The organism is Rhizobium chutanense (assembly GCF_002531935.1).
GTDB lineage: Bacteria > Pseudomonadota > Alphaproteobacteria > Rhizobiales > Rhizobiaceae > Rhizobium > Rhizobium chutanense.
On record NZ_NWSV01000005.1, the window covers coordinates 60,502 to 84,831 of the forward strand.

20 protein-coding genes and 1 pseudogene are annotated in these 24,330 nt (G+C 63.6%); 8 read left to right on the forward strand and 13 right to left on the reverse strand.

Annotation, left to right across the window (positions count from 1 at the left end):
* The first annotated feature begins 139 nt into the window (after positions 1-139).
* The 5 genes from CO666_RS09795 (at position 140) to CO666_RS09815 (ending at position 6,301) form a co-directional block, all read left to right on the forward strand.
* Entirely contained in the window at positions 140-1,237 is a 1,098-nt protein-coding gene (locus CO666_RS09795) for an efflux RND transporter periplasmic adaptor subunit (protein WP_097611885.1), read from the forward strand.
* Entirely contained in the window at positions 1,237-4,383 is a 3,147-nt protein-coding gene (locus CO666_RS09800; protein WP_097611886.1) for an efflux RND transporter permease subunit, read from the forward strand. The genes CO666_RS09795 and CO666_RS09800 overlap by 1 nt, the downstream gene beginning before the upstream one ends.
* Positions 4,384-4,555: 172 nt before the next feature.
* Positions 4,556-5,737, forward strand: coding sequence for a patatin-like phospholipase family protein (locus CO666_RS09805; RefSeq protein ID WP_097612217.1), 1,182 nt, complete (start codon positions 4,556-4,558; stop codon positions 5,735-5,737).
* Positions 5,738-5,820: 83 nt separating this feature from the next.
* Positions 5,821-6,096: a type II toxin-antitoxin system ParD family antitoxin gene (locus CO666_RS09810; protein WP_097611887.1), complete on the forward strand. Its 276-nt coding sequence runs from the start codon at positions 5,821-5,823 to the stop codon at positions 6,094-6,096.
* Positions 6,089-6,301: a type II toxin-antitoxin system RelE/ParE family toxin gene (locus tag CO666_RS09815; RefSeq protein ID WP_097611888.1), complete on the forward strand. Its 213-nt coding sequence runs from the start codon at positions 6,089-6,091 to the stop codon at positions 6,299-6,301. The genes CO666_RS09810 and CO666_RS09815 overlap by 8 nt, the downstream gene beginning before the upstream one ends.
* Before the next feature lie 23 nt (positions 6,302-6,324).
* On the opposite strand, the pseudogene CO666_RS33605 reads toward CO666_RS09815, so the two are convergent.
* From CO666_RS33605 to CO666_RS09865, 11 genes and pseudogenes are all read right to left on the reverse strand, one after another.
* Positions 6,325-6,411 (reverse strand): annotated as a pseudogene (locus tag CO666_RS33605) (gluconate 5-dehydrogenase); the annotation flags it as partial.
* Between the two features lie 37 nt (positions 6,412-6,448).
* Positions 6,449-7,864 carry an enolase-like domain-containing protein gene (locus CO666_RS09820; RefSeq protein WP_097611889.1) on the reverse strand — a complete coding sequence of 472 codons (1,416 nt, stop codon included), beginning with the start codon at positions 7,862-7,864 and terminating at the stop codon, positions 6,449-6,451.
* A gap of 1 nt (position 7,865) precedes the next feature.
* Positions 7,866-8,882, reverse strand: a complete 1,017-nt coding sequence (locus CO666_RS09825) for a hydroxyacid dehydrogenase (protein ID WP_097611890.1) — start codon at positions 8,880-8,882, stop codon at positions 7,866-7,868.
* Positions 8,883-8,886: 4 nt separating this feature from the next.
* Entirely contained in the window at positions 8,887-9,705 is an 819-nt protein-coding gene (locus CO666_RS09830) for a sugar phosphate isomerase/epimerase family protein (protein WP_097611891.1), read from the reverse strand.
* A 27-nt stretch (positions 9,706-9,732) separates the two neighbouring features.
* Positions 9,733-11,598, reverse strand: a complete 1,866-nt coding sequence (locus CO666_RS09835; RefSeq protein ID WP_097611892.1) for a GH39 family glycosyl hydrolase — start codon at positions 11,596-11,598, stop codon at positions 9,733-9,735.
* Positions 11,599-11,645: 47 nt separating this feature from the next.
* Complete coding sequence (locus CO666_RS09840; protein WP_097611893.1) at positions 11,646-12,479, reverse strand: 5-deoxy-glucuronate isomerase; 834 nt, start codon at positions 12,477-12,479, stop codon at positions 11,646-11,648.
* Positions 12,479-13,537, reverse strand: coding sequence for an ABC transporter ATP-binding protein (locus CO666_RS09845; protein WP_097611894.1), 1,059 nt, complete (start codon positions 13,535-13,537; stop codon positions 12,479-12,481). The genes CO666_RS09840 and CO666_RS09845 overlap by 1 nt, the downstream gene beginning before the upstream one ends.
* A complete protein-coding gene (locus CO666_RS09850; protein WP_097611895.1) occupies positions 13,537-14,586 on the reverse strand; it encodes an ABC transporter ATP-binding protein in 1,050 nt (349 codons plus the stop codon). Before CO666_RS09850 ends, CO666_RS09845 begins: the two co-directional genes overlap by 1 nt.
* Positions 14,576-15,703, reverse strand: coding sequence for an ABC transporter permease (locus CO666_RS09855; protein WP_097611896.1), 1,128 nt, complete (start codon positions 15,701-15,703; stop codon positions 14,576-14,578). The genes CO666_RS09850 and CO666_RS09855 overlap by 11 nt, the downstream gene beginning before the upstream one ends.
* Before the next feature lie 12 nt (positions 15,704-15,715).
* Positions 15,716-16,702, reverse strand: coding sequence for an ABC transporter permease (locus tag CO666_RS09860; protein WP_097611897.1), 987 nt, complete (start codon positions 16,700-16,702; stop codon positions 15,716-15,718).
* Positions 16,703-16,806: 104 nt separating this feature from the next.
* Positions 16,807-18,732: an ABC transporter substrate-binding protein gene (locus tag CO666_RS09865; protein WP_097611898.1), complete on the reverse strand. Its 1,926-nt coding sequence runs from the start codon at positions 18,730-18,732 to the stop codon at positions 16,807-16,809.
* 191 nt (positions 18,733-18,923) lie between these two features.
* On the opposite strand from CO666_RS09865, the gene CO666_RS09870 reads away from it, so the two are divergent.
* Entirely contained in the window at positions 18,924-19,931 is a 1,008-nt protein-coding gene (locus CO666_RS09870) for a LacI family DNA-binding transcriptional regulator (protein ID WP_097611899.1), read from the forward strand.
* Positions 19,932-19,957: 26 nt separating this feature from the next.
* Positions 19,958-21,295 (forward strand): alpha-L-fucosidase, encoded by a 1,338-nt coding sequence (locus tag CO666_RS09875; protein WP_097611900.1) that lies wholly within the window; start codon positions 19,958-19,960, stop codon positions 21,293-21,295.
* A gap of 38 nt (positions 21,296-21,333) precedes the next feature.
* Here the strand turns inward: CO666_RS09875 and CO666_RS09880 are convergent, their stop codons facing one another.
* Entirely contained in the window at positions 21,334-22,476 is a 1,143-nt protein-coding gene (locus CO666_RS09880) for a M24 family metallopeptidase (protein WP_097611901.1), read from the reverse strand.
* A gap of 61 nt (positions 22,477-22,537) precedes the next feature.
* A complete protein-coding gene (locus tag CO666_RS09885; RefSeq protein WP_097611902.1) occupies positions 22,538-23,242 on the reverse strand; it encodes a GntR family transcriptional regulator in 705 nt (234 codons plus the stop codon).
* 150 nt (positions 23,243-23,392) lie between these two features.
* Between CO666_RS09885 and CO666_RS09890 the strand changes: the two genes are divergently transcribed.
* Positions 23,393-24,304: a dihydrodipicolinate synthase family protein gene (locus CO666_RS09890; RefSeq protein WP_097611903.1), complete on the forward strand. Its 912-nt coding sequence runs from the start codon at positions 23,393-23,395 to the stop codon at positions 24,302-24,304.
* Positions 24,305-24,330 lie beyond the last annotated feature (26 nt).

The following is a 24,330-nucleotide window of genomic DNA, read 5'->3' on the forward strand; positions in this document are numbered from 1 at the left end:
CTAACTTAACACTAACTTGACCGCACTTAACGTTCGCCCCGTTACCTATCCTGCCATGACATAGACGCGCGCCGAGGCCGGTTGCCGCGCATGAGCGGCAATCATCCGTCGAGGTGGCGCGGATCGGGAAAAGGCAGCGATGCCTTTGACCTCAAGGAGTATATCGTTGAGAAAACCGTCTGGAATATTCGCCACCGCTCTTGTCGCGGCGGCGCTTCTGCTTCCGCTGCGCAATGCCCTGGCGGATCAAGCCGCCGCCCCCGCCCTGACCGTCTCGCTGGCGACGCCGGCCGAGCGGGACTGGCCGGAAACCGTTCCCGCAAGCGGCTGGCTGAAGCCCTGGCAGGAAGCCATCATCGCGTCCGAGACGAGCGGCCTGCGCATCACCGAAATCCTGGCCGACGTCGGCTCCGTGGTCAAGAAAGGGCAGACCCTCGTCCTGTTGTCGCAGGACAGCGTGCAGGCCGACCTTCGCAAGCAGGAGGCGGCCGTCGCGACCGCCAATGCGACGCTCGCAAAGGCGAAGGCCAATGCGGATCGGGCACGCCAGCTTCAGCCCTCGGGCGCGCTTTCGGATGAGAAGATCGTCGAATATTTCGCCGACGAGCGGACGGCGACAGCAAGTCTCGCCTCTGAAAAGGCCGCACTCGACAACCAGAAGATCAAGCTCGACCAGACGACGGTGAGGGCAGTCGACGACGGGCTGATCACCTCACGCTCGGCCGAACTCGGCGCGGTCGTCTCCTCCGGCACCGAGCTGTTTCGCATGGTTCGCCAGCAGCGGGTCGAATGGCAGGCCGAGGTGTCCGCCCGCTATCTCTCGCGCATCTCGGAAGGATTGAACGTCGCCATCGACGGGCCGGACGGACGCATTCAGGGCAAAGTGAGGCTCGTCGGACCTTCGGTCGACACCAATACGAGCCGGGCGATCGTCTATGTCGCACTTCCCCAGGATGTGCACCCGCGCACCGGCCTTTACGTCACCGGCAGCATCGAACTCAGGACCACGCCGGCGCTGACGGTGCCGGAGACGGCGATCGTGTTTCGCGACGGGATCAACTACGTCTTTGCAGCCGGCGAGGACAAGCGGGTAAAACGGGTGCGGGTGGAGACCGGCCGCCGCAACGGCGGCGAAGTCGAGATCGTCTCGGGCATCGATAAATCGGCGCGCGTGGTGACGTCGGGCGGAGCATTTCTCTCGGACAACGATCTCGTGAAGATCGCGGGAGAAGGCTGATGAACTTTTCCGCATTTTCGATCCGCAATCCGGTCCCGGCGATCCTGCTGTTTGCGATGCTTGCCGTCGGCGGCTTGCTGGCCTTCAAGCACCTACCGGTGCAGAACTTCCCCGATATGGACCTCCCGGCCATCAAGGTGACCGCGACGCTCGACGGCGCCGCACCGTCGCAGCTGGAGACGGAGGTCGCCCGCACGATCGAGGACAATCTTGCCTCGTTGAGCTATCTCGACCACATCACCACGACGATCACTGACGGCACGGTGTCGATCAACGTCACCTTCAAACTGGAGAAGGACAGCGAAACGGCCCTGAACGAGGTCCGCAACGCCGTGGACAGCGCCAAGGCGGATCTGCCGGCGCAGATGCAGTCGCCGAGCGTTACCAAGGTTACCGTGCAGAATTCGGCGCTGGTCACCTATGCCGTCCGGTCCACCGCCCTCAATGAAACCGAGCTTTCCTGGTTTATCGACAACGATCTGACCAAGGCGCTGCTGTCGGTATCGGGCGTCGGACAGGTCAACCGCATCGGCGGCATCGACCGCGAGGTCCACGTCGATCTCGATCCGACGACGATGGCCGCGTTCGGCGTCACGGCGACCACTGTGTCGGCGCAGTTGAAATCGGTGCAGGCCGATACGTCGGGCGGCCTCGGAGAAGTCGGCGGCACCCGTCAGACATTGCGCACGCTCGGCGCCGTCGCCTCGGTCGATGCCCTGAAGGAACTTAGAATTCCCCTGGCCAACGGCCAGCAGGTTCGCCTCGACGACGTCGCATCCGTCACCGACAGCTTCGCCGAGCGATCCTCGATGGCCTATCTCGACGGCAAACCGGTAATCGCGGTCGAGATCAAGCGCTCGAACGGCTTTTCGGACAGCGGTGTCGCCGCCGATGTCGACAAGGCCATGAAAGCGTTCGCGGCCAAGCATGCCAACGTGCAGATCGAGGAGGCCTACAGCACGCTCGGGCCGATCATCGACAACTATAATGGCTCGATGCACATGCTGTACGAAGGGGCGATCCTGGCGATCGTCGTCGTCTGGCTCTTCCTGCGGGACTGGCGCGCGACGGTCCTGTCGGCCGTGGCGCTGCCATTGTCCGTCATACCGACCTTCCTCGTCATGTATCTGGCCGGCTTCAGCCTGAATATCGTCACCCTGCTTGCGCTGTCGCTCGTCGTCGGCATCCTCGTCGACGACGCCATCGTCGAAGTCGAGAACATCGCCCGCCACCTGCAGATGGGCAAGCGGCCGATCGACGCGGCTCTGGAAGCGGCCGACGAGATCGGGCTCGCCGTCATCGCCACCACCTTCACGTTGGTCGCCGTCTTCCTGCCGACGGCCTTCATGAGCGGCATACCGGGGCTGATATTCCGCCAGTTCGGCATCACCGCCGCCGTTGCCGTCCTCGTCTCGCTCGTCGTCGCACGCCTGCTGACGCCGATGATGGCCGCCTATTTCATGAAGGCCCATCCGATAGAGGAGAAGGACGGCCGCATCATGCGCGCCTATATGGCAATCGTGAAGGCCGCCATGAACCACAGGAAGACCACGGTGGCGCTGACCGCCGTCGTCGTCGCGCTTTCGCTCGCCACCATCCCGCTCCTGAAATCCGGTTTCCTGCCCGCTTCCGACGACGCGCGAGCCCAGATCACGCTTACCATGCAGCCGGGCGCCACCATCGAGCAGACGGACGCCGCGACCAGGCAGGCCGCCGATCTCGTCGGCAAGCTGCAGGACGTGACGCATGTCTTCTCCGCGGTCGGTTCCGCATCCTCCGGCGGCGGCCCCGACACCAGCACGACGAGCAGCGTCGGATCGGCGACGATCGTCGCCGTGCTCTCCCCCATCGGCGAGCGCGACCGCAAGCAATCGGAAATCGAAAACGACATCCGGCAGGCTCTCTCGGTCCTATCAGGCGTGCGGGTCGCGGTCGGCGGCGGCGGCAACGGCACGAAGCTGGAGATCACCCTTGCCAGTGACGATGCCAACGCCCTCGACAGCGCAAGCACCGCGCTCGAAGAACAGCTCCGCACGCTGCAGGGCATCGGCGCGGTGACGTCGACCGCGGCGAGACAAGCGCCCGAGATCCAGATCACCCCCGACTTTGCGCGCGCCGCCGCATTGGGGGTGACGTCGAGCGCCATCGCCGAGGCCGCGCGCGTGGCGACGAACGGCGATTATTCCGCCGATCTGCCGAAGCTCAACCTGCCGCAGCGCCAGGTTCCGATCGTCGTCCGCTTCAGCCCCGAGACACGCACGAAGCTCGACGACATCAAGAACATGCGGGTTGTGGGAACGAACGGCAATGTCGATCTCGGATCGATCGCCGATATCCGGATCGGCGGCAGCCCCTCCGAAATCGACCGCATCGACCGGATGCGCAACGTCACCGTATCGGTCGAGCTCAACGGCCGCATCCTGGGCGACGTCAACCGCGAGGCGCAGGCGCTGCCGGCGCTCCGGCATCTGCCGTCGGGCGTCACCCTTGTCGAACAGGGCGAACTTCAGCGCAGTTCGGAACTGTTCCAGAGCTTCGGCTTGGCGATGGCGATCGGGGTGTTCTGCATCTACGCGATCCTCGTCCTGCTCTTCCACGACTTCCTGCAGCCGTTCACGCTGCTGATGGCTCTGCCGCTCTCGCTCGGCGGCGCGCTGCTGCCGCTGGTGATGACAGGAACCAGCTTCTCGATGTCTGCCGTCATCGGGCTGCTCATGCTCATGGGCGTGGTGACGAAGAACTCGATCCTTCTCATCGAATACGCGATCATGTCGCGCCACCAGGGCATGCCCCGGTTCGAGGCGCTTGTGGATGCCTGCCACAAGCGCGCCCGGCCGATCATCATGACCACCATCGCCATGGCATCCGGCATGCTGCCGGTCGCCCTCAGCCTGACCGGCGGCGATTCCAGTTTCCGGCAGCCGATGGCGATCGTGGTGATCGGCGGCGTGATGATGTCGACGCTGCTCAGCCTCATCGTCATCCCCGTCATCTTCACCTTCGTCGACGATCTCAATGAGGCACTCAAGCGCCTGGTGCGCCGGACCGAGCCTGATACCGCCGGCGAACAACCACATGCATCCAACGATCACGCCGCAATCAGTTTCAAGCCCGAACTTTCGAAGCGAGGGCAAGGTCCGAGATGACCGCTCTCGCCGGGTTATTGGCCAGACGGTCCCGCGCCCGATACGGACGACCCCTGGCAATCGTCACCCTCTTCGGTCGAGTTCCTCCCCCCGGAACAAGGCCGCGGGACGTATTCCCCCGCAGGCGGCCTCGCGCCGCCTGCGCGTCCTGCCATTCGACGGAGACGGCATGATGTCGGGCCTGCCGGCAACCAGGCGACTGGGGAGGAGCCTGGTGCGAACCCTTGCCGCCTTGCTCTCTTTCGCGCTTGTCCTGTCTGGATGCACCGAGATCATGGACAGGGCGCTCGATGCGAAGGAGGCGGAAACGGCTTCGATTGCCGGTTATGGCGAGATCCGGACCTATCTCGATGCCCGGCTCGACGAAGCGCCGAAGGACATCCTCGATTGGGAACCAGCGACCAGGCGGGATCGCGTCGACGCACTGATGATTTCAGGTGGCGGCGCCGGCGGCGCCTTCAGCGTCGGCGTCCTTTCCGCATGGAGCATGATGAAGACCCGCCCTCGCTTCGATGTCGTGACGGGGGTCAGCACGGGTGCTCTGATCGCGCCTTTTGCCTTCCTCGGATCGGCCTATGACGATACTCTGGTGCATCTCTACACGAGCGGCGTTGCCGAAGAGCTCGCCCGCAGCAAGCGAGCCGGCGGATTGTTCGGCCCGAGCTTGCTCAGAGCCGATCCCTTGCGGCGAATGGTCGAGCAGTTCATCACGCCGGCAATCTTGCGGCAGGTTGCGGCCGAGCATTGCAAAGGCCGCCGTCTCCTCGTCCTGACGACCAACCTCGACACGCAGAGAGCCGTCGTCTGGAACATGGGCGCCATCGCGACCAGCGGCCGGCCGGATGCGCTGAGGCTGTTTCAGGACATCATGGTGGCCTCGGCAAGCATACCGGGCGTTTATCCGGCAGTGATGATCAAGGCCGAGTCCGGAGGACGCCACTTCGAGGAAATGCATTCGGATGGCGGCTCCGCCTCTCAGGTGCTGATACTCCCGCAGGCACTGCTGACGAGCTCCGATCGCCTCGGACCGACAAGGCGGGCGACCGTCAATTTCTATGTGATCGTCAACAATGCGCTCATGCCCGAATTCGCCAAGACGCCCGACAAGACGCTATCCGTGGTCGCCAGAGCCTTCTCCATTTTCGTCAAATCCCAGACGCAGAGCGCGCTGACGGCCCTCTATAATTATTCGAAATTGACGGGCGCGCGCTTCCATCTCGCATCGATCGACGTGCAGGTTCCCTATTCCATGCTCGATCCGTTCAACACCAACTATATGCGGGCCGTCTATAATCTCGGCTATGCGGAGTTCATGGCTGGAACCCTGTGGAAGGACAGCCCGGTTTTTCGCTGATCGAGCGACGCGTCGCCATGGCCAAAACACCTGCTCCCAACAATATTTGTTAGTTCTTGTTGCCTGTGCTATAAGCCTGAAGAATGAAAGCCACGAACATGCGCACCCTCACCGTATCCCTGACACCGCACCAAGCGGCTATGATGGAGAGCGCCATCGAGAGCGGCGGCTATGCCTCTAACAGCGAAATCGTCCGCGATGCACTGCGCCTATGGGCGCAGCGCGAGGAAGTCCGGCAGATGGAGCTGGCCAGCCTGAAAAAGGCTTACGACGAAGGCATGGCCAGCGGCGAAGGCCGCGCAGTCGATGCGGATACGCTGCTGGCAGAATTGAAGGCGGAAGCCCGCAGGCGTGGCTAAGTATCTCCTCAGCCCTCGTGCCGAAGAAGATTTGCGCGATATCTGGCGCGCAATTGCGCCTGACAACGAACGCCCCGAACTCAGCCCCACAGCGCGGATTCTGATCGAGGGGCGCTATATCGCCATCTATGAGCCAATGCCCTACGGCATCTTCGTGGTGGCCGTCGTCTACGGCCCCCGCGATATTGAAAATTGGCTGGCCTAATTTAACGGCCGTGCTTGGCGCGCCGCCAGGCTGAAGTCGATGCCCTGGCTCGATCCGGTGATCAGCGCCCGTTTGCCAGTGAGATCGAACAGTTCAAGACCCTTTGGCACGGCACCGCTCCCCGGCTCTTGCTGAACTTCTCGGGCGTCATGGCAATGGCGTCATCGCCTCGAAATCGGGCAGGGCGCCGCTGGCGTAGCCGACCGCCCCGAGCGAACCGATGGCAATCCGGCCATCGCGGATCGACAGCAGCGGCCCCTCGGCACCCTGCTCGTAGAGATCGGGATGGGCCGCGGCAAAGCGCGCTTTTTCCGCCTGCGGCGCACCCTGCATGCCGGCGACATAGTGATGGCCGTTGCGCTCGACATGGGAAAGGCCGAGCAAGGATACCAGCGCGAGATCCTGCTGGACGGCAAGTCCGGCCTGGCAGGTCAGATCCTCGCCCGAGAGGAACAGGCCCGGCACGGTTCCCGTCTTGATGCGGATCGCCTTCATCAGCGAGCGATAGATGCCCTTGCAGGTTTTCGAGGAGACGCCGGTATAGCCGAGCGCCCGGGCGCGAGCGAAGGCCTCGTCGCCGTCGTCGCTCTCGTCGATCAGGAAGGGCAATTGCGCCGCGAGATCGCCCAGCGGCGTTTCCATAGTGATCGCGCGCGAGAACGGCTGTTCGACAAAGGCGATGGCCGCGCGCAGCCTGGCGAGCCGCGGCATCTCCTCGATCCGCGCCAGCAAGGCGGCGAGCTGTTCGGCAGAGCCGAACTGTTCGTTGCCGTCGACCGTCACCCGATAGTCGGGCACGCTCTCCAGCACCGCGGCGATCCGCAGCAGGCGGTCGATATCGGCCTCGATCGCGCCCGAAAGCTTGATCTTGAACCAGCGATTGCCATAGCGCCTGATCACCGCCTCGAGGCTTTCCGGCAGGCCGTCGTTAACGGGCCGGACGATATCGCCATCGCTGATCGGGTCGAGAAGCCCGATCGTATGCCGGGCCGAGATCGCACCGGCGGGGCGAAGATCGGCCAGCACCGCCGAGGCGGCATCCGCGCCGATATCGCCGGGCAGCATCGGGCCGCCGATGCCGATGAGATTGCCCCGCACGGCCTCGAAGAAGGAAATGCCGGCAAGGCGGCAATAGGCGTCGAGCGCGGCGCGGGCGATGAGCGACGGGCCGAAGCCGGCGGCCAGCGGATTTCCCGGCAGGCGCCGCACCGTTTCCATCTCGTTCAGGCGGGCGGCGGCAAACAATGTCGCTGGTGCGGACGCTTCCAGCGACGCGGCGGCCGCAACGCGGATCGAGCCGCGCAATTGATCGACATTCTGCGCCGGCGTCAGTGCCGGGTTTTTGTCGAACCATTTCGGCACCATCAATTCGGCGGCGGCGCCGATCGCGGTTCGCCCCTCTTCATCCTTGACACGGACCCTGAGAAAGGCTTGCGGCGCCTTTTCAAGAGTGGCCGCGCCAAAGCGGAACGGCAGGCGCAGGCTGATATCGCGCTCGAAGGCGTCGATCTCAATGATTTTGATGCGTGGAGCCGTCACGGAACCTCCGATGCTTCTGTCCATATCATGCCATCCGGTCGAGCATGGCGCGGGTCACTTCGTGATGGAGCGGCTCGCGGCGCAGCAGCCGGCCGATCTCGTCTACCATCGCCTGCCCCTGAGCGAAATGCGCCTCTTCAGTGTGGCCGGCAGCATGCGGTGAAATGATGACATTGGCCAGAGCCGGGTCGCGGAAGGGGCTATCGAAAGGCAACGGCTCGTCGTCGAAGACGTCGAGTGCGGCCTCGATACGGCCGGAGCGGATCTCGGCGAGCAGTGCGGCCTCATCGACCAGCTGCGGGCGCGCGGTGTTGATGAACAGCGCGCCGGGACGCAGCAGCGCCAGTTCGCGGGCGCCGATCATGTGATGTGTTTCGGGCAGGACAGGCGCATGCAGGGAGACCACGTCGGCCTGCGCCAGCATACCGTCGAGCCCGGCCTTGAAAACCCCGAGTGCCGCCGCCTCATTGTCGTCGAGAAAGGGATCGACGACCAGCACACGACAGCCGAAGGGAACCAGCAGGCGCATGACCGCCCGGCCGACATAGCCGGCGCCGACGATGCCGACCGTTCTGGCGCCGAGCAATCTCTGCGGCACGGCGGCGCGGACGTCGAGCCATTCGCCGCCGTTGCGCAGCCGATGATGTAGCCGATGGATGCCACGCAGGGCGAGAAGCGCTTCGGCGACGACGAATTCGGCCACCGAGGCGGCAATTTTCGAGGCGGCATGGCTGACGCGAAGGCCGTCGTCGAACAGACGCGCCGGGACCAGTGTGCGGACGCTGCCGGCCGAATGGGCGACGAGGGCAAGGTGCGGATGGCGCTGGCGCGCGGCGGCATCGAAGGGCGGCGTGCCCCATCCGGTCAGGCACGCGACAGCGCCCTGTAACAGGTGCTCGACATCGCCGGCGTCGATTGTGGCATCGGCCGGCCAGCGCACATCACCAAGAGCATTCAATTGGGTGATCGCCGCATCGTCCAGCATCATACGGCGGGTTTTTTCGGTCAGCAATACGGCGATGACGGGAGCCTGTTTGTTCATGCTTCTACTCTTTCGCTGCGGCGACCAGGCGCCTGAGATGGGCAAGATCGGCGCGGACCTTGTCGAGCGCCTGTTGCCGGGGAACCCGGTATTGGGAATGCACCGAGAGAACGCCGGCAAATTCGGTGGCCACCAGATGCGGGACGATGTCGTTCCAGGGCACCATGCCTTCGTCGAGCCCGTACCAGTCCGAATGCCAAGCGCGCTGGCCGTCGGCTCCGTAAGCGCCGGGGAACCAACCGCTGTTCTTGACGCCCATGCAGCAGAACCACGGATCGAGAATATCGAGGCTCAGACGCCAGTCCTCGCTTCCCTCGCGAATGATCTGATTGGCCGGATCGGCATAGGCGCCGATCCTGATCGGATCGCGCCCGGCCAGCAATTGCATCGCCAGCGCGCCGGAACTGTGCAGGGTGCCGCCGTGAAGCTGGATGGTCAGTTTAATGGCGAAGCGTTCGGCCAGGCGCTCGAAACCGTCGAGATCACGCCGCGCCTCGTCGACCTGAACCTGCCAGCGCCGCAGCGGGTCGTAACGCCAGAAGCCAAGCCGGATCTGCCCGATGCCGGCCTCGCCGCAACAGCCGAGAAGCCGCGATGCGGCATCGTCGGGCCGCGTGGAATCGATCGTCGCCATCGGGGTGCGCAGGCCAGCCGCAGCAAAGAGCTTTGCGGCCTTGACGATCTCCTCCGGCCTGCCGGGGGAAACGGCGTGCCCATCGCGGACGAGAAGATCGGCACAGTCGAAGCCCAGACCGGCGGTGATCTCAGCCGCCGTCTCGAGCGGTAAGCCCTCCAGGGTCTTGGTGAAATAGGCGATATCCATGGATCAAATCCCAGAGAAAGACGCTGTTCATGAGCGGGCGATACAAAGCTCGCTGCGGCGGCCGAAGGCATCGCGGGCGCACACCGCATAACGCACACCCGCCGCCGGCGACATATGCAGGAATGCCGTCGAGAGCAGCGGCACGGGACTGACCTTTTCAAAAGGTCCGCCGTCGGCGCCGGCCAGCACATCGTAGAAAGTGGCCGGGCCGGCATCACCGCCAGCCCAGAACAGCATGCGCTCCTCCCGGCCACCAAGGCCGAGGTAGCGTTCGACGACAAGACCAACAGGTGTCGCCGGAGCCGCGCCGGTGTCGGGAACGACAATCACCTGCGTCAGCGACGGCAACGGCACATCCAGATCGAAGCTGATCCGCCCGTCGTCGCATTGGACGGTGCTGATCGGATGCAGCAGCGCGGGCTCCTGCGCCCGGCGCAGTTCGGCAAACTGCGCTTCATCAGGCTGCGGCGGTGCGCAGACAGGCTCAAAAGGCCCGCGCGGGTTGCTTTCGTCGCGCTGCGCTTCCCAGACCTCCATCGGATTGGTGAATTCCTCGTCGATGCGCAGCAGGCAAAGCGCGTGGCGGCCGGGAACCAGCCCGCGCACATCGAGGCGGACAGCGGTCCGGCCGGAACGATTGATGGCATCGACGCTGTGGATGAGGCTGAGGGAAACGCCGCCGCCCGGCAACCGTGTCGGCAGGATCGCCAGGCCATCCTGATCGGGGGTGAGCGGCGGCTCAGCCGTCACCTTGCAGACAGTGTCGCCGAGCGTTGCCAGCAGTTCCATCGATGTGAGACCGGGCTTCTTGATGATGTCGAAGGGCGGCGCCCGATCGACATCCGTCACCAGCGTCTCGAGATCGGTCTTGTGCTCCCACTGCGCCTTGGTGAAATTGCGCGGGCCGAAATAGGCGAAGATCGTGCGCTGGCTCCAGCCGCCGATAAAGGCATGGTCATTGCTGAGGAAGGTGAAATCCGCCGCCTTGGGGGCGATGATGCGCCGGTCGTGCTGTTCGATGATGCGAGCGATGATGCCGGCGTAGTAGGCCTTGCCATGCCAGCTGTGATGATCGCTCCAGCCGAGCTGCGGATCGCATTCGTCATTGACGATGGGCAGGCCCGCCAGGCGCGGGTGATGCTCTTTGAGATAGTCGACGACGAGAAGCGTGCGGTCGACGATGGCGTTGGTTCTCGGCGTCAGGTCGTCCTTGCTGCCGTTGACGCCCTTTTCGTGGATCGAGATGTAGTCGAGGCGCGGCGGGCCGTTATCAGTCAGGCAGCTCGTGCCGCTGTCGCAATGGGCCATGAGGGCGCGGAAGATCGGCGAGAGCGTGCGGGCGGTGCCCGGCCCGCCCATCGGCAGGTTCGGGTCGACGGCATCGAGCCCGGCGACGCAGGCGTCGTAATAGTTGGTGTAGCCCTTGATCCCGTAGGTCCACCAGCCGGAATCGGCCTCGTTGGTCGTTTCGAAATACCATGTGCGCAATTCGTCCATGCCGTAGCGCGCGCCGTAACGATCCGCCGTCGCCGTGACCAGATCGCGCCAGCGCTTGACCTGATCCATGTCTTCGTAATCGGTGAAGAGGCCCGACGGATTGCCCATCAGCTCGAAGAACGGCTTCAGCCGGTGCTCGATCATCACGTCGAGCGCGCGGTCGAGCAGGGACCAGTCATAGCCGGCTCCGCCGGTCGAGCGCAGCAGATTGTAGAGGTAGTGCACGCGCAAATACCGGATGCCCTCGTTCGGCAGAGCGCCGATATAGGCGAGCATCTGGCGCATCTCGGGTTCGAGCAGCAGCTCGGCCGGCGAAAAGCCGGTGCCGCGCCAGAACCGGTTGAACGGGCGCACCGCTTCACCGGCATCGACGCTTATTCGCGTACGTTCACGCATGGATCGTTTCTCCTTGAACGGAAGTCGGCAGCAAAGGCCAGGCCGGATTATTTGAACTTGTCGCGCATCGCATCGATGCCGGGGATGGTTTTGGTCAGATGCTGATGGGCGGGATCGAAGCGCTGGATCAACCCGCGGCGGTGCTTGCCGACGAGGATGGTGAAGATATAGCCGCGATGCCCCGGGGAGGTGACCGTCGGGTGGTAGCCTCGATCGAGCAGGAAGGTGTCGCCGTGCCGGGTCATCAGGATCTTGACCGGGCCATCCTCGTCATAGGTGATCTGGCTGCCGAAGCCGGTCTCCGGCTGGAATCGGTAGTGATAGAGTTCCTCATGCAGCGTCTCGGCATCGCCGTCTTCGGTATCGTGCTTGTGAGGGGGATAGCCGGACCAGCAGCCTTCGCCGGCATAGAGTTCGCTCACCAGCAGGTTGCCGCAGCGCCCGTTCTGCCGCTGGCCGAGCAGATGGACGATCCGCCGCTGGCTGTGCGTGTCAGGCGAGCCGACATTGACCGCGTCGACTTCGTCGGGCGTCACCCGGAACGGCGCGTGGCGCCTGTCGCAACGGCCGCCGGCGATGGCGACTTCCGCCAGACCGCCGTGAGCCGATACCCGGACATTGGCGCCGACCGGCGCGTAAACCGAGTCCGCATCGCCTCCCCAGATATCGGCCCGCCGGCCCACGGCTTCGAACATGATGTCGTCCACCTCGATATCCACCTGGCCAGACAGCACGACGTAGAGGCTTTCGTGTGCGGGCAGACGGCGGATGTCCTGCTCGTTGGAGGCGAGCGTGACGAGATCGAAATAGATGAGATCGAGCGTCTTGGAGGAGGTATCCACAATAGGACGCTGCTCGGAGCGTGGAATGAAATCGGGCATCAGTTGAACTCCGGAACGGTACGGTCGGCAAAGGGATTGAGGTTCAAGGCTTCGGCGTGATGGCAGGCGACGGCGTGCCCATCGTCGGTGACGGTGCGCAGAGCCGGCACCTCCTGCTTGCAAAGCGCGGTGGCGTAGCGGCAGCGCGGATGAAAGGCGCAGCCGGGCGGCGGATGGGCGGGATCGGCAACCTCGCCCGCCAGCCGGATGCGCTGGCCATGGCGGCGCAGCCGCGGATCGGCGATCGGCACGGCCGAGAGCAGCGCTTCGGTGTAAGGGTGGAGCGGGCGCGAAAAGATCTGCTCGGTCGGCGCCTTTTCGACGACATGGCCGACATACATGACGGCGATGTTGTCCGAGATGTGCCTGACGACCGAGAGGTCATGAGCGACGAAAAGATAGGTCAGGCCGAACTGTTCCTGCAGGTCCTGCAGCAGGTTGATGGTTTGCGCCTGCACGCTGACATCGAGCGCCGAGACGGCTTCGTCGGCGATCACCAGGCGCGGATTGGACGCCAGCGCCCGGGCGATGCCGATGCGCTGGCGCTCGCCGCCCGAGAAAGCATGGGGATAGCGGCGCATATATTCGGGGCGCAGGCCGACGCTCTGCATGAGATCGGCGACCCGGTGCTCGAGTTCCCGGCCCTTGACGATGCCGTTGACGCTCAAGACCTCGCCGATGATGTCGATCACCGGAAGGCGCGGGTTGAGCGAGGATTGCGGGTCCTGGAACACCATGCGCAAATCGCGGTGAATGTCCTTCAGCGCGGGACCCGACAGCGCCGCGAGATCGACCGTGCCGCCGCTGCGGTCGCGATAGCGGATTTCTCCGCTGGTTGGCCGGTAGATGCGCAGGACGGTGCGGGCAAGCGTCGACTTGCCGCAACCGGATTCGCCGACGATGCCGAGCGTCTCGCCGTCCTCGACACGAAGCGAAACGCCGTCGACCGCCTTGACATGCCCGACCACCTGCCGGAACGCCCCCTTGCGAATGGGGAAATGCATCCTGAGATCGTCGAGTTCGAGCAGCGGGCTGCGTGATGTCGCGGAACCGGTCATCACAGTCCTCCCTCGTAAAGCAGACAGCTGGCGACATGCCCCTCACCGATGACAACGGATTGGGGGTCCTTGCGGTCGCAGAGGCCCGCCCTCGCCTGCTGGCAGCGCGGATGAAAGCTGCAGCCCTCGGGCCGGGCGAAACGCGAGGGCACCATGCCCTCGATGACCGCGAGCCGTTCGCTGGGCGCCCCATGCATACGCGGCACGGATTGCAGCAGCGCCTTGGTGTAGGGATGGGCCGGCGCGTGGAAGATCGTGTCGACATCGCCCGCCTCCACGACCCGGCCGACATACATGACGACGACCTCGTCGGCGATCTCGGCCACCACACCGAGATCGTGGGTGACGAACAGCACGGAGAGCCCGAATTCAGCCTGCAGCGAGGCGAGCAGATCGAGGATATTGGCCTGGGTGGTCACATCAAGCGCCGTGGTCGGCTCGTCGGCGATCAGGAGCTTCGGACGACAGGCGAGCGCCAGCGCAATGCAGACGCGTTGGCGCATGCCGCCCGAAAACTGGAAGGCATAGCTTTCCATGCGCTCGGCCGGCCGGGGGATTCCCACCAGCGCCAATGTCTCGATCGCGTGTTCGCGCGCCTCCTTCTTTCCCATCTTCAGATGCAGGCGGATCACCTCCACCATCTGGTTGCCGATCGTATGGACGGGAGAAAGCGCTGCCATCGGCTCCTGGCTGATCAGGCCGATCTGGGCGCCGCGGATCGCCCGCATGTCGCGGCCGCGCGGGTCGAGCCTCGCGAGATCAATGGCGGGGGCTGCCGGATCGGGCCGGTAGCGGATCGCGCCCGAGACGATCCGCCCGCCACGCGGAACCTGGTTGAGGATCGAGCGGCCGGTGATGCTCTTACCCGAACCGGATTCGCCGACGACGCAGACCGTCTTGCCGCGCGGGATGGAAAAGGAGATGCCGTCGACCGCCCTCACCGTGCCCGCGCCGCCAAAGAAATGGGTCCTGAGGTCGTCGACCTCGATCAGCGCGTCGCGATCGGCGCGGCGTCCGCCAGCGGCAGCGAAGTTGGAGTCAGTATTCATAGGGATCTGCAGCATCACGTAATCCATCACCGAGGAAATTGAGGGCGAGCACGGTGACGATCACCGCGATACCGGGAAGAAACAGCCATGGCGCACTCGAGACCGCGAGGATGTTCTGCGCTTCCTGAAGCAGCACGCCCCAGCTGACGACAGGCGGGCGCAGGCCGATGCCCAAGAAGGAGAGCGCGGTTTCGGCCAGGATCATCGTCGGGATGGCGAGCGTCACCGAGGCGATGATGTGGCTCATGAAAGACGGAACCATATGCCGCCAGATGATCCGCGAACAGCCATCGAGGCCGGCGGCGATCACGAAGTCCTCGGTCTTCAGCGACAGGAAGCGACCGCGCACCACACGCGCGAGGTCGGTCCAGCCGATCAGCGACAGGATGACCGTGATCCAGAGATAGACCAGGATCGGATCGGCGCTGATCGGAACGGCGGCCGCAAGGCCCATCCACAGCGGAATGGTCGGGATCGAGTTGATGAGTTCGATAGAGCGCTGGATGACATCGTCCACCCAGCCGCCATAGAGCCCGGAGATGCCGCCAAGGATGATGCCGAGGATCAGGCTGATCGCCACCCCGATCAGGCCGACGGACATCGAAACACGGGTGCCATGCACCGTCCGGCTGAAGACGTCGCGGCCGAGCCGGTCGGCGCCGAACAGATAGAACGGTTTGCCCGCCTCGACCGGGCCGATCAGGTGCCGGTCGAGATCGAACAGGCCCCAGAGCCGATAGGGTTCGCCCTTGACGAAGAAGCCGATGGGGATGACGACGGCCGGATCGGCGACGTAATTGCGGCTGAGGGCGATCGGGTCGACCTTCATCGAATAACCGTTGACATAAAGCGGATGAAACTGCCCGGCCGCGTCGCGGCCGGCGAATCTGATCTGCTGCGGCGGCGCATAGGTGTAGCGGGAATCGTAGGTCTGCGACGAAACCGGCGCGAGAACCTCAGCAAACAGGGCGACCATGTAGATCAGGAAGATGACGACGCCGGCGGCAAGCGCCAGCCGGTGGCGGCAGAAGCGCCGCCAGATCAGTTTCCACTGCCCGGCGACGGCGTCGGAATTCCGGATCACTTCAGGCGCGAGCGCGATGGCTTGATCGGTCATATCTATCGTCCTTCAGCCGTTGCGAATGCGGGGATCGAGCCAGGCGAGCAGCAGGTCCGAGATCAGCGTGCCGATCAGCGTCAGCATGCTCATCAGCAGGATGAAGGTGCCGGCCAGATACATGTCCTGGGCAAAGAGCGCGTTGAGCAGCAGCGGCCCGGTGATTGGCAGGCTGAGCACGATCGAGACCACCACCGAGCCGGAGACGAGGTGCGGTAGCACCCAGCCGACGGTGGAGACGAAAGGGTTGAGCGCCACCCGCACCGGATATTTGAGCAGCAGCCGGATTTCGCTCAAACCCCGGGCCCGCGCCATGTCGACATAGGGCTTGTTGAGCTCGTCAAGCAGATTGGCGCGCATGATGCGGATCAGCGCCGCCGTGGCGCCGGTGCCGAGCACGACGACCGGGATCCACATATGCGAGACGAGATCGCCGAGCTTGGCCCAGCTCCAGGCGGCATTGATATAGGTGGGTGAAAACAGCCCGCCGACGCTTTGGCCGAAATATTGCGCCGAAACATACATCAGCACGAGCGCCAACAGGAAATTCGGAATGGCAAGGCCGAGAAAGCCGAAGAAGGTAGCGACGTAGTCTCCTACCGAATATTGCCGCACGGCCGAATAGATGCCGATCGGAAAGGCCACCGCCCAGACGAAGAGCAGCGTCGTGATCGAGACCACCATCGTCATGCCCATGCGCGCCCAGATCAGCTCGCTGACCGGCTTGTTCCAATCGAGGGACTGGCCGAAATCGCCGCGCAGCAGGATGCCGCTGATCCATTTCCAATATTGCACCGCCCAGGGCTGGTCGAGGCCATAGCGCTCGCGCAGGCCGGCGATGACGCTGGGATCGATCGTTTCGTTCTGCGAAGCCAGACGCGCGGTCATCGCGGTCAGGAAGTCGCCCGGCGGCAGCTGGATGATGATGAAGGTGACGATCGAAATCGCGAACATCATCGGGATCATGTAAATCAGACGTCTGATGATGAAGCCGGCCATGGTCTAGCTCCTTCGACCGGCATTCACCGATCGGATTGGATGATTGGGACTGGGCTGGTTGAGGGGATGGCGCCTGTAGACGCCATCCCTGTCGGTCGCGCGCGTTACTGCTGGTAGTAGAAGGTCTCCGGCTTTGCCGGTCCCGGCGTCATGTAGAAGGACGTGCTGGGAATGACCTTGGGCACGTTGTGCATGTTGGTCTTGACGATGCCGACGCGGTCCGGCTCCAGGTTGGTGCCGATGACGTAGAATTCGTCACGGGTGATCGCCAGCAGCTCCTTCATGGCGGCGAGCTGCTTTTCGAGCGTCGGGGCTTCCTGCACCTGCCGGTAGAGATCCATCTGCTTCTTGGCGGCCGGGCTCGGCTCCTCGGCGTTCGGATCCTTGGGGTTCTGGTAGTAGAGGCCCCAGGCGGTGGCGAAACTCGATTCATATTCGTGCGGGAAGTACCATTTGGGATCGAGCAGGCCGAGGAAGTCGTAACCGCCGCCGCCGACCCATCCCAGGCCGTCATTGTCGTTGTTCTGCAGGCGGGAGAAGATCAGCGACCGTTCGGCCGGGCGCGGCTGCATGTCGATGCCGACAGCCCGCCAATAGCGCTGGATCATCTCGAGCGCATCGACCTGGATCGGGCTTCCGGTCAGGGCATCGATCGCAAAGGTGATCCGCTTGCCGTCCTGACCGAGACGATAGCCTTCGGCGTCACGTTTGCTGATGCCCGCCTTGTCGAGATACTGATTGGCAAGATCGACATTATATTCCAGATACTGTGTCGCCATCTTCTCGTCGTAGAGCGCGGTGCCTTCGCGGGGTGCCGCCTGATAGGGCTTGGCCTGCCCGGCATAGATCAGCTGGTTGAGCTCCTCGCGGTTGATGGCGTAGCTGAGGCCGATGCGGAAATCCTTGTTGGAAAAGACGGCGCGCAGCGCCGGATTCTTGTGGGTCTGGTTGAGGGTGATCAGCAGGGCGTTCGACCATGCCGGCCGGGCGATGAACAGGCCGTAGCCGGCTTTCTGCTGGTTCTGTACGATCACGGTGCGGGCATCCGTCGTCTCGATGAAGCGGTTCTGCATGTCGATTTCGCCGCTGATCGCCTTCAGGATGATTGCCTGGGTATCCTGCATCACGTCGATGGTAATGCGATCGAAGTAAGGCAGCTGGTTTCCTGCGGTATCCACCTTGGCATAATAGGGATTGCGCTCGGCAACGACCTGGGTGGTGCCATTATAGGGCGCGGTCAGCACCCAGGCGTCGAGCGTCGGGCGGCCGAGATCACGCCAGCGGCCGGGAAAGCCGATCTTGTTGTTGAAGAGCTGGACCCAGTCGGTGGCACCCGCCGCCTTCACCAGGGCGTCGATGCCGTCGGGATTGAAATCCTTGTGGAACTGCTTGAGGTAATGCGCCGGCGCGGCCGCCAGGATGTCGGAACCGCGCACGGTCGCCATGTTCATCAGGAACAGGCCGTTCGGTGCAGCGAACTTGAAGACGACCTTGTCGCCGGCGAGCTTTTCGACCTTGACGGTCTGCCCGCCTGCGGTCAGCCAGTCGGGTGCGGCCGGCGTGATCTTGGTATTGCGCAGCACGTTTTCGTTCCACCACACCAGATCGTCGGCGGTAAAAGGTTCGCCGTCCGACCAGCGCGTGCCTTCACGCAGGGTGAACGTATATTCGGTCGCATTGTCATTGACCTCGACGCTCTTGGCGATGTCGGGAATCACCTCGGTCCATTCCGGGTTCCAGCGGACCAGCCTCGTATAGCCAATCGAACGCTCGATCTCGCTGTCGCCGCCGCCGAAGGTCGCCGTACGCCAGGTGCCGCCATAGGTGCCGACCGATTCGAGCGGCGTCAGCACCAGCGGTTCCTTCGGCAGGCGTTTTTCCACAGGCGGCAGCTTGCCGGCATCGACCAGCGCCTTGAGATCAGGCGACTCCTGGAAGCCGAAGGCGGCGCCGGCCCAACCTGCGCCGATGAGGATCGCCGCGGCAACGGTGGAAACGACCTGCCGCCGTAGAATACTGACGTGTTGCATTCTCTCCTCCCAAAGATTTCACTCTAGGTTATCGTTAACGTATTCTCCTCTTTCCCTAACGTTATCGTTACCGTTAACTCTTGTCAAAGAGATTCTCGGAAGCCTGATCAACACCAGCATTGACTTGGCTTTCGAGGAAATTGTGTTAGTTATCGTTATCGTAAAAACTTGCCGCGACAGAGACCGCCCCATTGCGCACGCCCAAAGAGCCAGAATCCAAGATCACCATCGCCGATGTCGCCCGCGCCGCAGGCGTGTCACCGATGACGGTATCGCGCGTCCTCAACGACCAGGGCGGCGCCAGCGCGGAAACCACCCAGCGCATTCTCCTGGCGGCGAACGAACTCAATTATCGGCCCAATCCCTTTGCGCGCGGGCTGCGGTCCGATCGATCGAAGACCATCGGCCTTCTCGTTCCCGACATCACCAACCCATTCTTTCCTGAAGTGATCCGAGGCGCCGAGGATGCGGCAAGTGCCGCCGGCTACAACCTGCTTCTGTCGAATGTCGTCGAGAGCAGCAAGCGGGAGGAGGAACTGATCGAGACGCTGCTCAGGCATCGGGTCGACGGCATCATCGTCTGCAGCGCGCGGCTGCCCGACGCCGCGCTTCACAAGGCGCTGGCGCCGCATCGGGCGGTGGTGCTCATCAACCGCGAGGCTCCGACCGAAATCGCCGGAACCATCGTCACCGACTACGAGACCGGCGCGTCACGGGCCATCGACCATCTGGTCGAGCGTGGGCGGCGCAAGATCGCGATCGTCGCAGGGCCGCGCAGCTCCTTCGGCGGCAAGAGCCGCCTCGTCGGCATTCGCAAGACGCTGGCCTCCCACGGGCTGAAGGCAGAAGGAATCGTCTACTGCGATCCCACCGCGGCGGCGGGACAGACAGCGGCGGCGCAACTGCTGGCGGACACGCCCGGGATCGACGCCCTCGTCTGCTACAACGACCTCAATGCGATCGGCGCCATGAAGGCCTGCCGGGCTGCCGGCATTTCGATCCCCGGGCAGATTGCGCTCATCGGTTTCGACGACATTCCGACGGCCGAACTGCTGTCGCCGGCGCTGACCACGCTCAGGGTGCAGAAGCGGGAAATGGGAGAGGAAGCCGTACGCCTGCTGCTCAGCCGCATCGCCACCAAGAACCGCCAGCACGGCATCGTCATCGTCCCCGAACTCATTGTCCGCGAAACGACCTGATTCCAATCCCAACAGGAGGAATACCCATGGATGCCGATAATCTGCAGTCACTGGCCTTGCCCGAGGAGAAGAAGGCCTGGTTCGTTCACGACCGGTTCGGCATGTTCGTGCATTGGGGGCTCTATGCCTTGCCGGCACGCCACGAATGGGTCAAGAGCCGCGAAGAACTGAGCGACGCCGACTATCAGAAATATTTCGACCATTTCGATCCAGACCTCTACGACCCCAGGGAATGGGCAAGACGCGCCAGGGCCGCCGGTATGAAATATGTGGTGCTGACGACCAAGCATCATGAAGGGTTCTGCCTCTGGGACACCAAGGCCACCGATTTCAAGGTGACCAACACGCCTTACGGAAAAGATCTGCTGAGGCCTTTCGTCGACGCCTTCCGCGCCGAGGGCCTGAGGATCGGATTCTACTATTCGCTGATCGACTGGCACCATCCCGACTTCACCGTCGATCCGCGCCACCCGCAGCGCAATCACCCAGATGCCATGAAGATCAATGAAGCCCGCGACATCAGCCGCTACGCCGCTTTCATGCGCGAGCAGGTGCGCGAGTTGCTGACCGGGTTCGGACAGATCGACATCATGTGGTTCGATTTCAGCTATCCGCAGTGGAAGCTCGGAGAGCTGGTCGGCAAGGGCCATCAAGATTGGGAAAGCGAGAAACTCGTGCGTCTGGTGCGCGAGCTTGCCCCCGATATCATCATCAACAACCGGCTCGACCTCGCCGGCCTGCAGCCCGACATCGTCACGCCGGAACAATATATGCCGCGCGCCTGGCCGAAACGCGACGGCAGGCGGGTCGTCTGGGAAGCCTGCCAGACGCTCAGCGGCTCCTGGGGTTATCACCGCGACGAGGATACCTGGAAAAGCACGGAGCAACTGGTGCAGATGCTGGTCGGCACAGTCGCCATCGGCGGCAATCTTTTGATGAATGTCGGGCCGACGGCGCGCGGCACGCTCGACCATCGCGCCCTATCGGCGCTTTCCGCCTATGAGGAGTGGATGGCGCTGCACGAGCGCAGCATCGTCGGCTGCACCCAGTCCGATTTCGCCGCGCCGCCCGATTGCCGCCTGACCCAGAACGGCGATCGCCTCTATATCCACCTCTTCAACTGGCCCTATAAGCATCTGCATTTCGATGCGCTGGCCGGCAAGATCGAATATGCGCAATTCCTGCATGACGGCAGCGAAGTCACCTGGCTGCAGCCGTCCGCCAATACGTTGTGGGCAAATACCCAGTTCCCCGTCGCCGAGGACGAGTTGACGTTCGTGCTGCCCGTGCGCCGACCCAAGGTCGTAGTGCCGGTCATCGAGGTCAAGCTCAAGGCGAGGAATGCCGCCGGCCTTCAGGATTGAAGGCTGCTGATGGCGTCGAGCGGGCGAACCACGCCCGCTCAGGAGAACGGCTCGGTCGGTCCCGCCGCCGGATCGGTGAACCAGCGCGGCCCCTCCGCGGTCATATAGATATGATCCTCCAACCGGATCCCGAATTTTTCGGGAAAGACGATCATCGGTTCGTTGGAAAAACACATGCCGGCCGCAAGCGGCGTGTCGTTGCCGCGAACGATATAGGGCTCCTCGTGGATCTCGAGCCCGAGGCCATGACCGGCGCGATGCGGCAATCCCGGCAGCCGGTAGTCGGGGCCGAGGCAATGTTTGGCGAGCACCTTGCGGGCCGCATCGTCGAGGCTTGCGCAGGCGGCGCCGATCCGGGCTGCGTCGAAGACGGCCTGCTGCGCCTCGCGTTCAATCCACCAGGCGCGTTCGAAGTCGCCATTGCCGCCGCCGAGCATATAGGTTCTGGTGATATCGGAATGATAACCGTCGATCCGGCAGCCGGTGTCGATGAGAACGACGTCGTCGTCGCCCAGGACCTGATCGCCGTCGGCGCCGTGCGGCAGCGAGGTCGCTAGCCCGAAGGAGACGATGCAGAATGTCGAGCCGGCATCGGCGCCGGCCTGGCGATGCTGCCGATCGATGAAATCGACCACCTCGGATGAGCTGATGCCCGGTCTCAACAGCGCATGCACTTGCCTGTGGATGTCGAGCGTCAGGGTCATCGCATATTGGATGAGGGCGATCTCGGCGTCCGATTTGATCCGCCGCAGATCGCGGATCAGCCGGCCGCCATCGGCAAGCCTTTCGGCGCTCATCGCCGCTGCCAAGGCGTGATAGAAGAACAGCGGCAAACCATCGTCGAGGGCGAGCCTGCCGCCCTGGCCGACAAGCCGGGCGATGAGCGCGGCACTGCTTTCCTCCTCTTCCCAGACCAGGATTTCCCCCGGCAGATGCGGCAGCGTTTCGACGCGGCTGCGCTCGAAACCGGGAACGATATAAAAGATGGCCGCGGGTGTGATCAGCGCGCCGAGGAACCTTTCGCTCGGATGCCAGACGAGCCCGGTGAAGTAACGCAGGCTTTCGCTCGGGCCGAGAAGCAGGCCGGCCAGTCCGTCGGCTTCGATCGCTTCTCGAAGCCTGGCAAGGCGGGCTTGTCGTTCATTCTCGGTGATGCGGGGTACGGGGTGGCGCCACGACATGTTGTTTTCCTGCTTTTCTGTTCCGCTCACCTCTGTCCCGGACGCTTCTGACCCACGCCTGTCAAGATAGGTTGATCGCCACCGGCCGGTCGAGGTCGCGGGCGATATAATCTTGGATCTGGCGGACGATCTGCCCGGCATGAGCGATCGCCAGCCGGTCGGCCCGCTCGGCGTCGCCGGCCTCAATGGCGGCAATGATTTCCTCGTGTTCGTCGACATACTGGCGCGGCAGTCGGTCGTCGAAGGTCGAATAATAAAGGCGAAGGATGCGCCGGCCTTCGTCGAGCAGCCTGGCGAAGAAGGTCGTATAATAGGAATTGCCGGCAAGCTCGGCGATCGCCACGTGAAATTCGCGGTTCGCCTCGATCATCGCATAGGCGTCGCGCGCGGCAACGGCGTCGGCGAAATCCTTCTGATGCCGGCGGATGGTCTTCATGATGGCTTCGTTCCGCCGTTGGGCTGCCCCGCGCGTGGTCACCCGATACATCAGCGTCAGCGCTTCGAAATAGGTCGGCAGGCTTGCGAAATCGATCATCGCCACGATCGTGTTCCGGTTCGGCAGTGTCGTGACAAGCCCCTCGGCGGCAAGCCGCAACAGCGCCTCGCGAATGGGAGTCCTCGACATCCCGAAGCGTTCCGACAGCCGAACCTCGTCGAGCGGACTACCGGGTTCCAGTGCCATCGACAGGATTTCCCGGCGCAGCTTGGCATAGACGCTCTGCGTGCCGGAGCCCCGCACCCGCACATTTTCCGCCTCGTTCTGCATCCGTCCCTCCCCTGTCATGACAGCCTTGTATGGCGTTTCCGCCGATTCCTGCAACGACAGTCTTCCGTCTTCAAATTTCCGCATCAAGCCGGATTGAGTCTTGTCGACAGTTTGTATATAACGAGGTCAATCTTAACGGAGTTTCGATCGATGACAACAGGATGGAAGGGCGTATTTCCCGCCGTAACGACGCAATTCAACGAAGATCTGTCGGTGGATCTGACCGCGACCCAGCGCGTCCAGGACGCGCTTGTCAATGACGGCGTCAACGGGCTGATCGTCATGGGCACCTGCGGCGAGAACAATTCGCTCGATCCCGATGAGAAGCGCACGATCCTGAAAGCCGCTGTCGAGGTCGTCAACGGCCGCGTTCCGGTTGTGACAGGTGTGTCCGAATTCGACACGCGCCGTGCCGTCGCCTATGCCCGCGACGCCGAAAAGCTCGGCGCCGACGGGCTGATGCTGTTGCCGGCCATGGTCTATGTGCCGAAGCCGGAAGAGCTGATTGCGCATTTCCGCGCCGTCGCCGAAGCGACCTCGCTGCCGATCATGCTCTACAACAACCCGCCGGCCTACCGCGTCAACATCGGCGCCGATGTGCTGAAGGTGCTGGCCGACGTGCCGAATATCAAAGCGGTCAAGGAAAGTGCGCCGGATCCGCGCCGCTTCACCGATCTCATCAATGAGTTCGGCGATCGGTTCGATATCTTTGCCGGCCTCGACGACGTCGCGCTCGAAGGCCTGATGCTCGGCGCCAAGGGCTGGGTCTCCGGCCTGACCAGCGCCTTTCCGGAGGAATCCGTGCAGCTCGTTGCTGCCGCCGAACGCGGCGACTGGGAAGAAGCCCGCAGGATCTATCGCTGGTTCATGCCGCTGCTGCATCTCGATGCCGAGCACGATCTCGTGCAGTCGATCAAGCTTGCCGAGCAGATCATGGGCCGCGGCTCCGAACGCGTGCGAATGCCGCGCCTGCCGCTGTCCGGGGCGCGCCGCGCCGAAGTCACCGCCATGGTCGAGAAGGCCGCTGCCACGCGCCCCTCGAAGATCCGCCAGGCGGCCTGAGACAAATTGCGGCCGGCAAGCGTCGA

Excerpts from the sequence above, each read along its gene's own strand:
- CO666_RS09795 (WP_097611885.1), top strand. The coding sequence starts at position 140 with ATGCCTTTGACCTCAAGGAGTATATCGTTGAGAAAACCGTCTGGAATA.
- CO666_RS09800 (WP_097611886.1), top strand. The coding sequence starts at position 1,237 with ATGAACTTTTCCGCATTTTCGATCCGCAATCCGGTCCCGGCGATCCTG.
- CO666_RS09805 (WP_097612217.1), top strand. The coding sequence starts at position 4,556 with ATGTCGGGCCTGCCGGCAACCAGGCGACTGGGGAGGAGCCTGGTGCGA.
- CO666_RS09810 (WP_097611887.1), top strand. The coding sequence starts at position 5,821 with ATGAAAGCCACGAACATGCGCACCCTCACCGTATCCCTGACACCGCAC.
- CO666_RS09820 (WP_097611889.1), bottom strand. The coding sequence starts at position 7,864 with ATGGACAGAAGCATCGGAGGTTCCGTGACGGCTCCACGCATCAAAATC.
- CO666_RS09825 (WP_097611890.1), bottom strand. The coding sequence starts at position 8,882 with ATGAACAAACAGGCTCCCGTCATCGCCGTATTGCTGACCGAAAAAACC.
- CO666_RS09830 (WP_097611891.1), bottom strand. The coding sequence starts at position 9,705 with ATGGATATCGCCTATTTCACCAAGACCCTGGAGGGCTTACCGCTCGAG.
- CO666_RS09835 (WP_097611892.1), bottom strand. The coding sequence starts at position 11,598 with ATGCGTGAACGTACGCGAATAAGCGTCGATGCCGGTGAAGCGGTGCGC.
- CO666_RS09840 (WP_097611893.1), bottom strand. The coding sequence starts at position 12,479 with ATGCCCGATTTCATTCCACGCTCCGAGCAGCGTCCTATTGTGGATACC.
- CO666_RS09845 (WP_097611894.1), bottom strand. The coding sequence starts at position 13,537 with ATGACCGGTTCCGCGACATCACGCAGCCCGCTGCTCGAACTCGACGAT.
- CO666_RS09850 (WP_097611895.1), bottom strand. The coding sequence starts at position 14,586 with ATGAATACTGACTCCAACTTCGCTGCCGCTGGCGGACGCCGCGCCGAT.
- CO666_RS09855 (WP_097611896.1), bottom strand. The coding sequence starts at position 15,703 with ATGACCGATCAAGCCATCGCGCTCGCGCCTGAAGTGATCCGGAATTCC.
- CO666_RS09860 (WP_097611897.1), bottom strand. The coding sequence starts at position 16,702 with ATGGCCGGCTTCATCATCAGACGTCTGATTTACATGATCCCGATGATG.
- CO666_RS09865 (WP_097611898.1), bottom strand. The coding sequence starts at position 18,732 with ATGCAACACGTCAGTATTCTACGGCGGCAGGTCGTTTCCACCGTTGCC.
- CO666_RS09875 (WP_097611900.1), top strand. The coding sequence starts at position 19,958 with ATGGATGCCGATAATCTGCAGTCACTGGCCTTGCCCGAGGAGAAGAAG.
- CO666_RS09880 (WP_097611901.1), bottom strand. The coding sequence starts at position 22,476 with ATGTCGTGGCGCCACCCCGTACCCCGCATCACCGAGAATGAACGACAA.
- CO666_RS09885 (WP_097611902.1), bottom strand. The coding sequence starts at position 23,242 with ATGCAGAACGAGGCGGAAAATGTGCGGGTGCGGGGCTCCGGCACGCAG.
- CO666_RS09890 (WP_097611903.1), top strand. The coding sequence starts at position 23,393 with ATGACAACAGGATGGAAGGGCGTATTTCCCGCCGTAACGACGCAATTC.